The following is a 14,182-nucleotide window of genomic DNA, read 5'->3' as shown; positions in this document are numbered from 1 at the left end:
CCACCCTCCGTACGTGCAGGCGGGAACGGTAGGTTGACTCCTCCCCGTCCGCCCGTTCCGGAGGAAGGCACGCCCATGACCGCTCCGCACCGTTTCCAGGACGCCGGGCACGGCTCTCCACGTCGCACGGTCTTCGGGGAGGTCGCCGAGGTGTACGACGGCGCGCGCCCGGGCTACGCGGACGAACTGGTCACCGACGTGCTGGAGTTCGCCGCGCTCGGCAGCCGTAGGGCCCTGGAGGTCGGGGCCGGCACCGGCAAGGCCACCACCCTCTTCGCGGCGCGCGGGGTGCCGGTCGTCTGCGTCGAGCCCGACGCGCGGATGGCGGAGGTACTGCGCCGCAACACGGCCGCGTACCCCGGTGTACGGGTGGAGGTGGCCGACTTCGAACATCTCGGTCCCACCGAAGAGCGCTTCGGTCTGCTGTACGCCGCGACCTCCTGGCACTGGGTGGACCCGGAGCGACGCTGGGACCTCGCCCACCGCGTCCTCGCACCCGGCGGCGCGCTGGCCCTCTTCTGGAACCCGGTCGCCGTGATCGATCCCGGGCTCTTCGCGGAACTCCGCGCCATCGACCGCTTCCACGGCGTGGAGGAGCCCTCGCACGACACCCTCGCCGACCGCTACGGGGAGGAGGCGGGCATCGTCGACGGCAAGGAAGGGCTCGGCTGGCCGGTCGCCGAGATCCGCAGCGACGGGCGCTTCACCGATCTGCGGACGGTCCGCTACCGGCAGCACCTTCGGTACGACACCGAGCGGTACCTCGCCTTCCTCGCCTCGGTCTCCGCCTACCGGGTGCTGCCGGCGCGCAGCCTCGGCCAACTCCTGGACGCCACGGGCCGTCTGCTGGACTCCCGGGGCGGCACCATCGACATGCTGCGCGTCAACGACCTGCTCCTGGCCCGGGCCGCGTGAGCGGCCACGCGCCGCGGGAACGCGCGCACCCCACCACGCCGCTGCCGGACCCGGTGGCCGACCTCGGCGCCGGTCCTGGTGCCGACCTCACGACCCGCCCCGTGACCCTCCTCGTCGATCAGGCACGGCGGGCGGCGCGGCTCGCGGAGGAGACCGATGACGGGGAGGCGTACGCAGAGCTGATGCGACGGGCGGGAGCGGACGGTGACACCGCGCTCCGCCTGGGCCGACGCCTGCTGGGTGCGGCGGATCCCGGCGAACGGGCCCTCGGCTGCGACCTGCTGCGCGACGCCTGCGACCAGAACGCGCACGTCCGGGCCCGGGCCACCGAGGCGCTGGTCACCCTCGCGGGGCGGGAGACGGACGCCGGCACGCTGAGCTCCCTCGCCCGTGCGCTGGAGTGCACCCACGATCCCCGAGCGGTGCCGGTGCTGGTCGCCCTGGCCGCCCACCCCGACCCCGAAGTCCGATGCCACGTGGCGGCCTCCTTCGCCGGGGTCTCCCCACCCCACGCCGCCGGCCCCGGTACCGGCGCCCTGATCGGACTGACCCGTGATCCGGACCCGCGCGTACGCGACGGGGCGACCTTCACCCTCGGATTCCAGGCCGAGACCGACGGTGCGGCGATCCGGGAGGCGCTGTGGGAACGCGTCCGGGACACCGACGCCGACGTGGCGGAGGAAGCGGTCCGCGGACTCGCACGCCGCCACGCCCCCGGCATCCTGCCGCACCTGTTGCGGCTGCTCGCATCCCCGGACGGCGCCCACACCCTCACCTTCCACGCCGCCGCGATCCTCGGGGCCCCCGAACTGATGCCGGCCCTGGCCGGGTTCGACCTCGCCGATCCCGGCGTCGCCGACGCGACCGAGGCCTGCGACCCCGCCGTCCGCGGCGAACTGGACGACTTCGCGGAACAGTTGGCAGAAGCGCTGCACCGCGTACGCCCCGACCTGGACGCCTCCGTCGCCATGCCCCGGTTCGCCCCCGGGCTGCTGCTGGAACTGCCCGGCGCCCGCCCCACCACGAGCCACGACGTCGCGGGCCACGACGTCGCGGGCTACGACGTCGCGGGCCTGCTGCACCGGGCGGGCGGCGATCCCGCCCGTGCCGCCGCCCTCGTCAGCGACGACCTGCCCGCACGGCGGGAACGCGCGCACCCGGTGTGACACCGCCTCGGGACGGTCCGCGCGCCCGCCGCATCAGTCGCTCGTCAGGATGACCAGGCGCTGCGTCGCCCGGGTCATCGCGACGTAACGGTCCACCGCCCCCCCGACGCCCGTACCGAACGACTCCGGGTCGACGAGGACGACCAGGTCGAACTCGAGCCCCTTCGACAGGGCCGGAGTCAGCGACCGTACGCGCGAGGTCGCCCGGAAGGACGGGGAGCCGATGACACAGGCGACGCCCTCCGGGTGCTCGTCGAGCCAGGCGGAGACGACCGCCGGGAGGTCGGCGGCGGCCCCGTACGCGACGGGGATGCCGCTGCTGCGGATGGAGGTCGGCACGTTGGCGTCCGGGAGGACGGCCCGGACGACCGGCTCGGCCTCGGCCATGATCTCCGCCGGGGTGCGGTAGTTGACGCTCAGGGTCGCCAGCTCGATCCGGTGGAGTCCGATCCGTTCCAGGCGCTCCCGCCACGGTTCGGGGAAGCCGTGCCGGGCCTGGGCGCGGTCGCCGACGATGGTGAAGCTGCGGGAGGGGCACCGGAGCAGCAGCATCTGCCATTCCGCGTCGGTGAGTTCCTGCGCCTCGTCGACGACGATGTGCGCGAACGGGCCCGCGAGCAGGTCGGGATCGGTGCCCGGCACGGCGGACTCGTCGGTGAGGGCGTCGCGCATGTCGCTCACGTGGAGCATCGTGATCACGCTCTCGCCGTCGTCGTCGGCAGCCAGCAGGGCGTCGACGGTCTGGGCCATCCTCGCGTTCTCGGCCGCGATCAGGGCCTCGCCCCGACGCTTGCGGCGCGCGGCCTCCGGGTCGCCCAGGCGCTGGCGGGCGACGTCCAGGAACGGCAGGTCGGAGGCGGTCCAGGCCGAGGGGCGGGAGTCCTCGCGCCGCAGCCGCCGCAGCTCGTCGGCGTCCAGCCACGGGGCGCACCGACGCAGGTAGGCGGGGACGGACCAGAGGTCTGCCACCAGGTCGGCCGCTTCGAGCAGCGGCCAGGCGCGGTCGAAGGCCGCCACCAACTCCCGGTTCCGGCGCAGGGATGTGGTGAGCCGGTCGGTGGGGGTCTCCTCGTCGTGTTTGTCCACCAGCAGGGTGACGAGTTCCTCCCAGACCTGTTCCCGCGCCTCGTTGTGCGGGGTGCCCGGTTCCGCCGCCCCGAAGGCCACCGCCCACTCGGCGGCGCTCAGCCGCACCTCGGACCACGGGGTCACGACGGTCGTGCCCCGGGTGGGCGGCTCCTCGTAGAACCGGACGGCCGCCTCGACCGCCTCCACCACCAGCCGCCGGGAGGCCTTCAGTCGGGCCACCTCCGGATCGGCCTCGGCGGGCGCCCCGGCACCCTCCGCGACGAGGTCCCGCAGGGTGCAGGTCTGGACGCCCTCCTCCCCGAGGCTGGGCAGCACGTCGGCGACGTAGTCCAGGTACGGCCGGTGCGGGCCGACGAACAGCACGCCGCCCCGACGGTGGCCGAGCCTCGGGTCGGAGTGGAGGAGGTACGCGGAGCGGTGCAGCGCGACCACGGTCTTCCCCGTCCCGGGGCCGCCGTCCACGACGAGGGCGCCGCGCGAACCGGCCCGGATGATGGCGTCCTGGTCGGCCTGGATGGTGCCGAGCACGTCGCGCATCCGGGGTGACCGGTTCGAGCCGAGGCTCGCGACGAACGCGGACTGGTCGTCGAGCGCGGCGTGGTTCCAGGAGCCGTCGGCGGTGAAGACCTCGTCCCAGTAGTCGCTGATCCGGCCGTCGGTCCACCGGTACCTGCGACGGCTCGCCAGGCCCATCGGGTTGGCGTGGGTGGCGCCGAAGAACGGTTCGGCCGCCGGAGAACGCCAGTCGAGCAGCAGTCGCCGGCCCGCCCGGTCGGTGAGGCCGAGCCGTCCGACGTACACGGGGTCACCACCGTCCTCGGCGACCATGTGCCCGAGGCACAGGTCCAGGCCGAAGCGGCGCAGCGCGCGCAGCCGGCCGGTGAGCCGGCGGATCTCGGTGTCCCGGTCCATCGCCTGCCGGCCCGCGCCGCCGGGTGCCCTGCGCGCCGCGGTGAGCTGCTCGGTCAGCTCGGCGACCGACTGCTCCAGGCTCTCCGCGACCGCCGCGAAGTGCGTCTCGTCGCGCGCGATCAGCCGGGGGTCGTCCTTCGCGGCGAGGCGGCCGGGAAGGGCGAAGGCGCTGCCGGCCGGGGAGGCGCCGAGAGGGGTCGTGGCGGGCGGGGACATCATGCGGGCGGCTCCGGGGGACGGGGTTGCGAGGTCGGGCCGCCGATTGTGCGGTACGGAGGGGGCCTTGCCGCAAGGCCCCCCGTGCGCTATATGTTGAGAGTGGAAAGGGGTGGGTACGCCCCCTTTACCCAGTCGGCCGCTTCCCGGCCCCGCCCCGCGCCCCCACGGATGTCGTCCGGCTCGTCCGGCAACGGCCTGGGGTGCCGTGCCCGCGCGGGCACCTGGGAGGGGAAGCCGGCATCCTCCTCCGGTGCGCACCCTCGCGCCCCGCATCCCCCCTCCGGCCTGATCCGGATCCCCGCACACACCTCGGTCCGGGTCCCGGGAGCCGGGACCCGGACCGAGGGCCCCTCAGGGGCGGGCGTAGGGACGGGTCATGATCTCCATGTTGTGCCCGGCCGGGTCGAGGAAGTACGCGCCACGGCCACCGAAGAGACGGTTGATCCTGCCCGGCTCGGTGTGGTGCGGATCGGCGTAATAGGTGACCGCGAGCGCGTCCAGGCGGTCGACCATGGCATCGAACTGCCCGTCGGGGACGAGGAAGGCGTAGTGCTGCGACTGAACCGGCTCGTCGCGCTTCTCGTAGAAGTCGAGCGTCACGCCGTTGCCGAGATCGACGGGCAGGAACGGCCCCAACGGGACGCCGACTTCCAGGCCCAGGATCGTCGCGATGAATACGGCCGACAGGTGCCGGTCCGGCGCGTAGACGGCGGTGTGGTTGAGCTGGGCGACGGTGATCGCCGGCTCGTGGTGGTGGTGCTGGTCGTGCGGCATTTTCGGTGCCTCTCCGGGTCGTGGATTCCGTGGGTCGGAGCGCCCGTGGGGGCGCCGGAACTGAGGACACGAAGAGGTGGGCGGGGCGCGGGCCCGCCTCGCGCTCAAGCCAAGGCCGGGTGCCCTACTGGTAGATGGCCCATGGCCGACCCGGCAGTCACCCGGTGGACCCTACTGCCGGCCGGGGTCCGGGGCAACGCCGTTCCTCAACCCGCCGGGCACGGGCCGCCCCGGAGGAGACCGCCGGGTTCAGCCCTGAGCCCTCGCGTCAGGACCCGCGCCGAGCCCGGCGAACATGTCCAGCAGCGGCTGCGGGGCAGCCGGGGAGAAGATGGCCTCCAGCCCTTCGGCGGACTCCCGCGCCATCTCCTCGGCGCGCGGGAAGAGGATCGCCTCGTACGCCGAGAGCGCGGCCTCCGTGTTCCCCGGGTGCTCGGCCAGGCAACGGCCGAGGTCCGCGCCGTCGATCAGCGCGAGGTTGGCGCCCTCACCGGCGAACGGCGACATCAGGTGCGCCGCGTCCCCGAGCAGTGTGACGCCCGGGATCCGGTCCCACCGGTGACCGACCGGCAGGGCGTGGATGTGCCGGGGGACGAGGGGCCCGTCCGCCTCCGCGATCAGTCCGCGCAGGCCGGGCGCCCACTGCGCGAAGTGCTCCAGTACGGCCGCCTTCGCCGCCCCGGAGTCGGTGAAGTCGACCGTACCCAGCCAGCTTTCGTCGGCGCGCAGCGCCACGTAGACGTGCAGGCTGCCGTCCGTCTCACGGTGGGCCAGCAGCGCCTTCTCGTCGCCGAGCGCGAAGAACATCCCGTTTCCGAGCAGCTCCGCCGCCTCGGGGTGCCGACTGTCGGCGTCGAACAGGTCCACCTCCACGAAGGACACCCCGGCGTAGGCGGGCACCGCGTCCGACACCAGGGGCCGGACCCGCGACCAGGCGCCGTCCGCACCGACGAGCAGATCGGTGGTGAACACCGAACCGTCGGCCAGCGTCACCTCGTGCCGGCCCCCGTCACCGGCCGGGCAGCACGCGACCACCTTGGAGTTCCAGCGGATCGTCCCCTCCGGGAGGGAGGTGAGCAGCAGGTCACGCAGGTCCCCCCGGTCGATCTCGGGGCGCTCACCGGACCCGTCGTCCTCCTCCTCCAGGCGGACGACCCCGCCCTTGTCGAGTACCCGCAGGGCCTGTCCGCCCGCGTGCACCTTGGCCAGGAACCCCTCGTGCAGCCGTGCCTCGCGCAGGGCCGCCTGCCCCGTCTCCTCGTGGATGTCGAGCATCCCGCCCTGCCTACGGGCGTCCGGGGAAGCGTCCAGGTCGAAGACCGGCACCTCGATGCCGTGCACGTGGAGGACCCGGGCGAGCACCAGTCCGCCGAGGCCGCCGCCGACGACGGCGATCGGGTGGTGCGGGACGGTGGTGTTCGTGGTCGTGGTGGTGTCGGTGTCCGTAGTCATGAGAGAACTCCTTCTGCGTGTGCGTGGTCCGAGGGTCTTCAGGGCTGGTCGCGCGGGGTGGTCAGCGCGCCGTTGACGACGGCGCGGAACATCCACCCGAGGCGCTGCTCCGGACTGCCGGAGAACAGGTCGTCGCCGACGGCGGCGATGCGGGGGTAGGTGTCGGCCGACGCCGCACGGAGCGCCCCCACCAGCGCGTCGTGCTCCTCGTCGGCGGAGTCGGTCTCCGACCGGGTGGCCTGCTCTGCAGCGGCGGCGGTCGCCAGCTGGAGCAGTACGTCCACGCCCCAGGCAGCCTGCCCCGCGGGCACCCCGCCCTCGTCCAGCAGAGCGAGGACCGCCTCCACCAGCGCCAGGTAGTTCGCCCCGGTCGGCCGGGCCACGAGCGCGGAACGCGCCAGGCTCGGATGCTGGAACAGCACCCCCGTGTACGAGCCCAGCACCTGGACGAGTCGCTCCCGCCACTCCCCCGACGCCGTCTCCGTCACCGGGCTGAGGTCGACCGCGCCGAGGTACTCCTCCAGGATCGCCGCGTGCAGCTCGGCCGTGTTCCCGAAGTAGACGTAGAGCGAGGCGGGCCCGGTGTCCAGCTCGGTGGCGAGCCGCCGCATGGTCACGCGCTGAAGGCCTTCGGCCCGCATGATCCGCACGGCCGCCTCGACGATGCCCGCGTGGCTGAGCGCGGGCTTGGCGGGCCGCTCGCGGCGGCTCCGGGGGGTGGGAGCGGGGGTGGCTGGTGTCATGCGCCGACTATAACGAACATGTTCGTAGCGAACAAGTACTTCACGAACACGTTCGTTGATGAGTGTCGCGTGTCCGGGTGTCCGGGTGTCCGCGCGTCCGGGTGTCCGGGTGTCCGCATGTCCGGGTGTCCGGGTGCCCGCGCGTACGGGTGCCCGCGCGTCCAGGTGCCGGGGTGTCCGGGCGTCCGGGTGTCCGGGTGTCCGGGTGTCCGCCCACCGTCACCCGGCCCTCCCGGGCCGCCCGGTGCGCACGCGCCTGTCAGTGCGGCATGCTTGGCTGCGCCTCATGGACGAAGCAGGCAGCACGGACGACGTGGCCCGCGGCGGACCCTCACCGGCCCTCGCCCCACAGCCCGCGGAACGACCGCGTTCGAGCCCCGATCCCGAGATCACCGCACTCCTCGCCTGCCTGCGCGGCCAGCGTCAGCACGTGATCGGCATACTCGACGGGCTCGACGCCGAGGCGCTGCGACGGCCCGTACTGCCCTCGGGGTGGAGTTCCCTGGGGCTGGTGCGGCATCTGGCGCTCGACGTGGAGCGGTTCTGGTTCCGAGCCGTGTTCCTCGGCGACGAGGAGGTCCTCCGGGCTCTGAGTGAGGGAGGGGACGCCTGGCGGGTTCCGACCGACGCCTCGCCCTCCGACATCCTCGGCACGTACCTCACCGAGGCCGAGCACTCCGATGCCGTCGTCGCCGCCGCCCTTTCGGCGGATGCACCCCTGGCCCGGTGGCCGCACCACCTCTTCGGGGAGCCGCATCTCCACACGCTGCGCGATCTCCTGCTGCACGTCGTCACCGAGACCGCCTGCCACGCGGGCCACCTCGACGCGGCCCGCGAACTCATCGACGGAAGGCGCTGGTTGGTCCTCACCTGACGGAGTGTCGCCGCGCTGCTCGGCGGTTCCGCCGGCCGTCCGGCCACCACCCGCGCATCCCGCCTCCACCGGATCGCGCCGCACGGCGCCCCACGCCGTTCCCGTCGGCCCACTCACCCCGCACTCGGTCCGCAGGGCCTCCCCTCGTCCGCAGGGCCTCCCCTCCGCCTCAACTCCGGATCCCGCGCACGAGGTTACGGATCAGGGCGTCGGCGAAGGCCGCGTCGAGCGTCTCGTCGGGGAGCAGCAGACGGTGGTAGCAGGCGCCCCAGAGCTGGTCCACGACGACCTGCGGGTCGACGTCGGCGTGGATCTGGCCGAGGGCCTGGGCGCGGGTGAGCCGTTCGACGGCGAGACGCCGGCGGGGGTGGGTGTAGTGCGTCGCGAGGGCCTCCGCCAAAGCGGGGTCGGCCTGGGCCGCGCCGATGAGCTGGGCGATCGCGGGCCCGGTGCGCGGATCGGTGAGCAGGCCCACGAAGGCGTGGAGTTGGGCGGTGAGATCGCGCTCGACATCACCGGTGTCCGGGAACGCGAGGGTGCTCTCCACCGCGCTGAAGTACGCCTCGAAGGCGAGGGCGCCCGGCGAGGACCACCACTTGTACAGCGTCATCTTGCTCGCGCCCGCCCGTGCGGCGACCTTCTCGAAGGTGATCCCGGCGAGCCCCGCGTCGAAGAGCATCGCACCGGCCGCCTCCAGGACCTCCTCGCGCACCTGCGCTGCCGGGCGGCGGCCTCGGCCGCGCCGGACCGGCTTCTTCGCCTCCTCCACCACTGCTTCCCTCCCGTCCCCGTTGCCGTCCCGCTCCTGTCCGGACGCGCCGGCCGGCGCGTCGGGCTTGCAGTATATGGACGATCGGTCTACATTTTTAATGGACGGACAGTCCATAAACATGAGCGGGAGGCTGATTCCCATGACCGACCCCACCCAGCCCCGGAGCGCCTCCGCGCACCACGTCGGCGAGCAGGGCGCGTCCGGTGCACCCGCCCGCGTCGCTGTCGTCACCGGCGCCTCCGGCGGCATCGGCCGGGCCGTCGCCGAGCGGCTGGCAGCCGACGGGTTCGCGGTGGTGGTGCACTACGGCCGGGACGAGGCCCGGGCCCGGGAGGTCGTGGCGGCGGTCGGGAAGGCGGGCGGGCGGGCACTCGCGGTCAGCGGCGACGTCGCGGACGAGCACGCCATGGCCGCGCTCTTCGAGGCGGCCGGGCAGGCGTACGGCGGCGTGGACGTGGTGGTGAACACGGCCGGGATCATGCTGCTGGCGCCGGTCGCCGAGTTCGATCTCGACGCCTTCGACCGGATGCACCGCACCAATGTGCGCGGCACGTTCGTGGTGTCCCAGCTGGCCGCCCGCACCCTGCGGCCCGGGGGTGCGCTGATCAACTTCTCCACCTCCGTCACCCGCCTCCAGCAGCCCACGTACGCCGCCTACGCCGCCACCAAGGGAGCGGTGGAGGCGATGACGCTGGTCCTCGCCCGCGAGCTGCGCGGCCGCGACGTGACGGTGAACGCGGTCGCGCCCGGCCCGACCGCCACCCCGCTCTTCCTCGACGGCAAGCCGCAACAGGCCGTCGACGCGATCGCGGGCCTCTCCCCGATGGAGCGCCTCGGCACCCCCGAGGACATCGCCGAGACCGTCGCGTTCCTCGCCGGCCCCGGCCGCTGGATCAACGGCCAGGTCCTCTACGCCAACGGTGGCGTCGCCTGACCGACCCCGGATCCGCCTCCGGGATCATCTTCCGGGACCACGCCCCGGGACCCGCAGCGGACCCGCGACGGACCCGCGGGCCCGCGGGCCCGCACGGGCCGTCTCCGACGCCCCCCGGGCCGCCGGGCCGCCGGGAGCCGGGCCCGTAGACTCCCGTCCGTCAGCACAGTCCTACGCGCTGGGGGTCGGGATGAGCATGCGGGACGGGTACGAGGAGGCCGCCGCGGTCGCCGTGGAGCTGATCGGGGCGCCCGAGGTGGCGCGGGCCTGGGACGAGCCGAGTGCGTTGGCCGGCATGACGGTGGGCGGGCTGGCCGGGCACCTCGGCTTCCAGCTGTTCTCCGTGAGCCGCGTCCTCGCCTCTGCGCCCACCGAGGAGCAGCCGATCGCGCTGACGGAGCACTTCGCGCGGGCCGCGTGGATCGGTGCCCCGCTCGACGCGGACGTCAGCACGGGGATCGTCGCCCTCGCGGAGGAGACCGGTGCCGACGGCCCCGGGGCACTGCGGGAGCGGGCCGCCGCCGCGCTCGAGGAGCAGCGGGGAGAGCTGGCACGGGCGGCGGGCGACCGTACGGTCTTCATCGCCCGCAGCGGCTGGGCCCTGACCCTGGACGACTACCTCGCCACGCGTCTGCTGGAACTCGTCGTCCACCTGGACGATCTCGCGGTCAGCGTCGGGTTGCCGACGCGCGACCTCCCCGCCGTCGCCTTCGACCCCGTACTCGTCCTGCTGGCCCGGCTGGCGGCCGGGAAGCACGGGCAGGCGGCGCTGCTGCGGGCCCTGGCCCGGGCGGAGCGCGCACCGGGCGCGATCAACGCGCTGTAGTCCGCGGACCGTTCCCCGCCACGCCGCCGCCTCGCCCCGCCCTCGCGGTCCCCGGTGGGACGACTGCCGAACGAAGGCCGCCCGTGGCCGGTTTGTATCCTCGGCAGTGTGCCGTCCGGCACCAGCGGGACCCGCGAGAGGACACACCGTGACCACCGAGCTGAGCTCCGACGCCCTGAGCGCCCCCGGCGCCCCGAGCGATCTGGGCGCCCTTGTCGAGCGTGCCAGGCAGGACTACGAGGAACTGGCCGGCCGCGGCCTCTCCCTCGACCTGACCCGGGGGAAGCCGGCGCCCGCGCAGCTCGATCTCTCCGCGGAACTGCTGAGCCTGCCGGCCGGCCGGTACACCGCCGCCGACGGCACCGACGTACGCAACTACGGCGGCCTCCAGGGCCTGACCGAGCTCCGGGAGATCTTCGCCGAGCAGCTCCAGGTGCCGGTGGCGCAACTGCTCGCGGCCGGCAACTCCAGCCTGGAGCTGATGCACGACGCTCTGGTGCACGCGCTCCTCAGCGTCGTGCCGGGCGCCGAGTCGCGCTGGGTGGACCAGGGCCGGATCGCGTTCCTCTGTCCGGTCCCGGGTTACGACCGGCACTTCGCGCTCTGCGAGCGGTTCGGCATCGACATGATCCCCGTGCCGATGACCGGGTCGGGGCCGGACATGGACACCGTCGAGCGGCTGGTCGCGGAGGACCCGGCCGTCAAGGGCATCTGGTGCGTCCCGAAGTACAGCAACCCGGACGGCACGGTCTACAGCGACGAGACCGTGGCCCGGCTGGCCGCGATGGAGACCGCCGCACCCGACTTCCGCATCTTCTGGGACAACGCGTACGCGGTGCACCACCTCACCGAAGAGCGGGTGGAGATCGCCGACCTGCTCGCCGCGTGCGACGAGGCCGGCCACGCGGACCGGGTGTTCGTGTTCGGCTCCACCTCCAAGATCACCCTGGCCGGCGCGGGCGTCGCCTTCTTCGGCGCGTCCCCGGCCAACGTCAAGTGGCTCCTCGCCAACAGCGCGAAGCGGTCCATCGGCCCGGACAAGGTCAACCAGCTGCGACACGCGATGCTCCTGCGCGACGCGGACGGCGTAAGCGAGTTGATGGAACGTCAGCGTGCGGCGTTGCAGCCCAAGTTCGAGGCGGTGCAGCGCATCCTCGAAGCCGAGCTGGGCCACACCGGTCTCGCCTCCTGGACGAAGCCCAAGGGCGGCTACTTCGTCAGCCTGGAGGTCACGGAGGGCTGTGCGAAGGAGGTCGTACGGCGCGCCGGTGCGGCCGGGATCGTGCTCACCCCGGCCGGGGCCACCCACCCGTACGGCGACGACCCGCTCGACTCCGTCATCCGGATCGCCCCCAGCTACCCGACGCAGGGGGAGCTGGAGGAGGCCATCCTCGGGCTGACCGCCTGCGTGCGGGTCGTCGGCTACGAGAAGCGGCTCGCCGCGCGGTGACGCGTGCGGGACCCCACCCGGGGCCCGCGACGCGCCCCGGCCCGCCTCCCTTCCGCAGGGAGGCGGGCCGGGGCGCACCCGAGAAGTCCAGGCCCCCGGGAAAGGGACCCACGCGTGACGGGTGACGGAGCGGACGACAGGACCACCGGCGGGACGGGCGGTGCGGCGGGCGAGGAGGCGGACGCCGGCCGCACCGCCCACGGCTCCGGGAAGTGGCTGTTCCTCGGCGGGGCGATCGTCTCCGAGGTCGCGGCGACGCTCGCCCTGCGGGCCGCGCTCGACGACCCTCCGTGGTTCGCGCTGGTGGTCGCCGGTTACGCCGGCGCGTTCACGCTCCTCGCGCTGGTGCTGCGCGAGGGCATGCCGATCGGTGTGGCGTACGGGATCTGGGGCGCGAGCGGGGTCGCCGCCACCGCCGTCCTGGCCGCCCTCCTCTTCGGCGATCCGCTGACCTGGCCGATGGGCCTCGGTGTCGTCGCGGTGGCCGCCGGGGTCATGACGGTGGAGATCGGCGCCCAGCGCGCCGTGGCCGCCCGGGATGCGGCTGCCGCCACCCCTCCGGCGTCCGCCGCCGCGTCCGGCCCCGAGGAGACCCCCTCGTGAGCTGGCTCTTCCTGATGGGCGCGATCCTCTGCGAGGTCACCGGCACCCTCGCCCTGCGCGCCTCCGAGGGCTTCCGCAAGAAGGTGTGGCTGGCGCCGGTCCTCCTCGCGTACGTCGTCTCCTTCGGCTTCCTCGCGCTGGCGCTCTCGCACGACATGGCGATCGGCGTCGCGTACGGCATCTGGTCCGCCTGCGGAGTCGCACTGACCGCCGTCCTCGCCCGTCGCCTCTTCGGCGAACCGCTCACCCGGCTGATGGGCCTCGGCATCGCCCTGATCGCCGGCGGCGTCCTGCTGATCGAGGTGGGCGCCCACCCGTGAGGCCGGGGCCGGATCACGACGGACTTTCCTCAACCGGAGGCAGGACGCGACGCGTCCTGCGGAGCGGATCAGTCCATCCGGTGGGAGAACTCCCGCGCGCACGAGCGCCGGCGCTCGCCCTCCGGTGTGTAGGTGAACGAGTCGCGGAACGTACGGGCCCCGCCGACGCGTACGGCGAGCAGCACCGGCTCCGTGTGCTCGGCGGTCCAGCCGCAGAGCGAGTCGGGCCGGGTGCCGTTCCAGAGGTGGAAGCAGACCATCGGGTCGGCCGGGTCGGCGGTGACGTAGCCGAGCGTCTTCCCGAAGCGGGGGTTGGAACCGCCGAACCGCACGGACGGCGGCCCGAACTCCGCGGCCACGTCCGACCAGCCCCGGTCCGCCCCGCCCACCCACTCCGGCGCCGTCGCCCGCAGCCGGGCGTACTCCCCCGTGTCCAGCACCCGTACCGCCCGCAGCCAGCCGGACCGGTGCGCGAACTCCGCGTAGAGCGAGACCACCGCGTCCGCCGGGCCGTCACCGTGCAGATGGCGGGCGAAGGCCCCCTTCGCCCCGTTCGCCGACCACGCCCCGGAGACCTCCCACGACGTCTGCTGCTCGTGCCAGGCCCCCGGCCGGCCCTCCACGTAGAGGAGGTCCTCGCACATCATCCGCAGCGCCAGTTCGTCCCCCCACATCCCCGGTCGCCGCAGCACCGAGTTGAGCCGGTCGACGAAATGGGCACGGATGTCCGCAGCGGGCACGAGGGCATCGGAAGAGATCACCGGCACAGTGTTTCGTGTCAACGTTCGACGCGCATGCGTACGAAGAAATTCTTGGGAGATTGCCCAGCTGGAAGGGACGGCGCCTGCGTCGGAACACCGGCTGCCGAAGAAGAGGCGATCAGCGGTGTCCTCCGCCCCCGGCCCGAACCGGAACTCCGCCCCCGTACACCGGAAGAACCATGCCGTCCGGTCCGTCCGTGCCCGCCTCGTGCCGCTTCGCGCACGATTCGGGCGGGGCCCGCGCCCGTGCCGCACATCCCGGCGCCGCCGGGCGAGGATGAACCGACGTCGGAGACCTGCCGCACGGCACGGGGCACGCACGGCACGGAGCATTGCGCGCACCACAGGCGCCACACGCACGCACGACACGAA

The 14,182-nt window shown here is 73.7% G+C and carries 14 protein-coding genes; 8 read left to right on the top strand and 6 right to left on the bottom strand.

Translation table 11 applies throughout. The features are described 5' to 3' along the window. Window positions 1-75: 75 nt before the first annotated feature. Both PZB77_RS17985 and PZB77_RS17980 read left to right on the top strand, forming a co-directional pair. Entirely contained in the window at window positions 76-915 is an 840-nt protein-coding gene (locus tag PZB77_RS17985) for a class I SAM-dependent methyltransferase (protein ID WP_275493623.1), read from the top strand. Then, window positions 912-2,081, top strand: a complete 1,170-nt coding sequence (locus PZB77_RS17980; protein ID WP_275493622.1) for a HEAT repeat domain-containing protein — start codon at window positions 912-914, stop codon at window positions 2,079-2,081. The genes PZB77_RS17985 and PZB77_RS17980 overlap by 4 nt, the downstream gene beginning before the upstream one ends. 33 nt (window positions 2,082-2,114) lie before the next feature. On the opposite strand, the gene helR is transcribed toward PZB77_RS17980, so the two are convergent. The 4 genes from helR to PZB77_RS17960 all read right to left on the bottom strand — a co-directional run bounded on the left by helR (window position 2,115) and on the right by PZB77_RS17960 (window position 7,270). Then, entirely contained in the window at window positions 2,115-4,301 is a 2,187-nt protein-coding gene (gene helR / locus PZB77_RS17975; RefSeq protein ID WP_275493621.1) for an RNA polymerase recycling motor ATPase HelR, read from the bottom strand. Between the two features lie 351 nt (window positions 4,302-4,652). Beyond that, window positions 4,653-5,075: a VOC family protein gene (locus PZB77_RS17970; RefSeq protein WP_275493620.1), complete on the bottom strand. Its 423-nt coding sequence runs from the start codon at window positions 5,073-5,075 to the stop codon at window positions 4,653-4,655. Between the two features lie 249 nt (window positions 5,076-5,324). Then, the gene (locus tag PZB77_RS17965; RefSeq protein WP_275493619.1) at window positions 5,325-6,527 is read right to left on the bottom strand and encodes an NAD(P)/FAD-dependent oxidoreductase; all 1,203 of its coding nucleotides are present in this window, start codon (window positions 6,525-6,527) and stop codon (window positions 5,325-5,327) included. 38 nt (window positions 6,528-6,565) lie between these two features. Beyond that, complete coding sequence (locus PZB77_RS17960) at window positions 6,566-7,270, bottom strand: TetR/AcrR family transcriptional regulator (protein WP_275493618.1); 705 nt, start codon at window positions 7,268-7,270, stop codon at window positions 6,566-6,568. Window positions 7,271-7,556: 286 nt separating this feature from the next. Between PZB77_RS17960 and PZB77_RS17955 the strand changes: the two genes are divergently transcribed. Beyond that, window positions 7,557-8,144, top strand: a complete 588-nt coding sequence (locus PZB77_RS17955) for a DinB family protein (RefSeq protein ID WP_275493617.1) — start codon at window positions 7,557-7,559, stop codon at window positions 8,142-8,144. A 169-nt stretch (window positions 8,145-8,313) separates the two neighbouring features. Here PZB77_RS17955 and PZB77_RS17950 read toward each other — a convergent pair whose 3' ends face one another. After that, window positions 8,314-8,913, bottom strand: coding sequence for a TetR-like C-terminal domain-containing protein (locus PZB77_RS17950; RefSeq protein WP_275493616.1), 600 nt, complete (start codon window positions 8,911-8,913; stop codon window positions 8,314-8,316). Between the two features lie 142 nt (window positions 8,914-9,055). On the opposite strand from PZB77_RS17950, the gene PZB77_RS17945 reads away from it, so the two are divergent. From PZB77_RS17945 to PZB77_RS17925, 5 genes are all read left to right on the top strand, one after another. Then, window positions 9,056-9,850 (top strand): SDR family oxidoreductase, encoded by a 795-nt coding sequence (locus PZB77_RS17945; protein WP_275493615.1) that lies wholly within the window; start codon window positions 9,056-9,058, stop codon window positions 9,848-9,850. 190 nt (window positions 9,851-10,040) lie between these two features. Next, on the top strand, window positions 10,041-10,676 hold the full coding sequence (locus PZB77_RS17940; RefSeq protein WP_275493614.1) for a maleylpyruvate isomerase N-terminal domain-containing protein: 636 nt from the start codon (window positions 10,041-10,043) through the stop codon (window positions 10,674-10,676). A gap of 202 nt (window positions 10,677-10,878) precedes the next feature. Further along, window positions 10,879-12,126, top strand: a complete 1,248-nt coding sequence (locus PZB77_RS17935) for an aminotransferase class I/II-fold pyridoxal phosphate-dependent enzyme (RefSeq protein WP_343299904.1) — start codon at window positions 10,879-10,881, stop codon at window positions 12,124-12,126. Between the two features lie 216 nt (window positions 12,127-12,342). After that, window positions 12,343-12,729: an SMR family transporter gene (locus PZB77_RS17930; RefSeq protein WP_275496107.1), complete on the top strand. Its 387-nt coding sequence runs from the start codon at window positions 12,343-12,345 to the stop codon at window positions 12,727-12,729. Beyond that, window positions 12,726-13,049 (top strand): multidrug efflux SMR transporter, encoded by a 324-nt coding sequence (locus tag PZB77_RS17925; RefSeq protein ID WP_275493612.1) that lies wholly within the window; start codon window positions 12,726-12,728, stop codon window positions 13,047-13,049. The genes PZB77_RS17930 and PZB77_RS17925 overlap by 4 nt, the downstream gene beginning before the upstream one ends. A gap of 68 nt (window positions 13,050-13,117) precedes the next feature. Here PZB77_RS17925 and PZB77_RS17920 read toward each other — a convergent pair whose 3' ends face one another. Further along, the gene (locus tag PZB77_RS17920; RefSeq protein ID WP_275493611.1) at window positions 13,118-13,810 is read right to left on the bottom strand and encodes a hypothetical protein; all 693 of its coding nucleotides are present in this window, start codon (window positions 13,808-13,810) and stop codon (window positions 13,118-13,120) included. Window positions 13,811-14,182: the final 372 nt, after the last annotated feature.

Source organism: Streptomyces sp. AM 2-1-1, from assembly GCF_029167645.1.
In the GTDB taxonomy this organism is placed as follows: domain Bacteria; phylum Actinomycetota; class Actinomycetes; order Streptomycetales; family Streptomycetaceae; genus Streptomyces.
The sequence above is the reverse complement of the archived record's forward strand: the minus strand, read 5'-3'. Positions and strand labels throughout refer to the sequence as shown.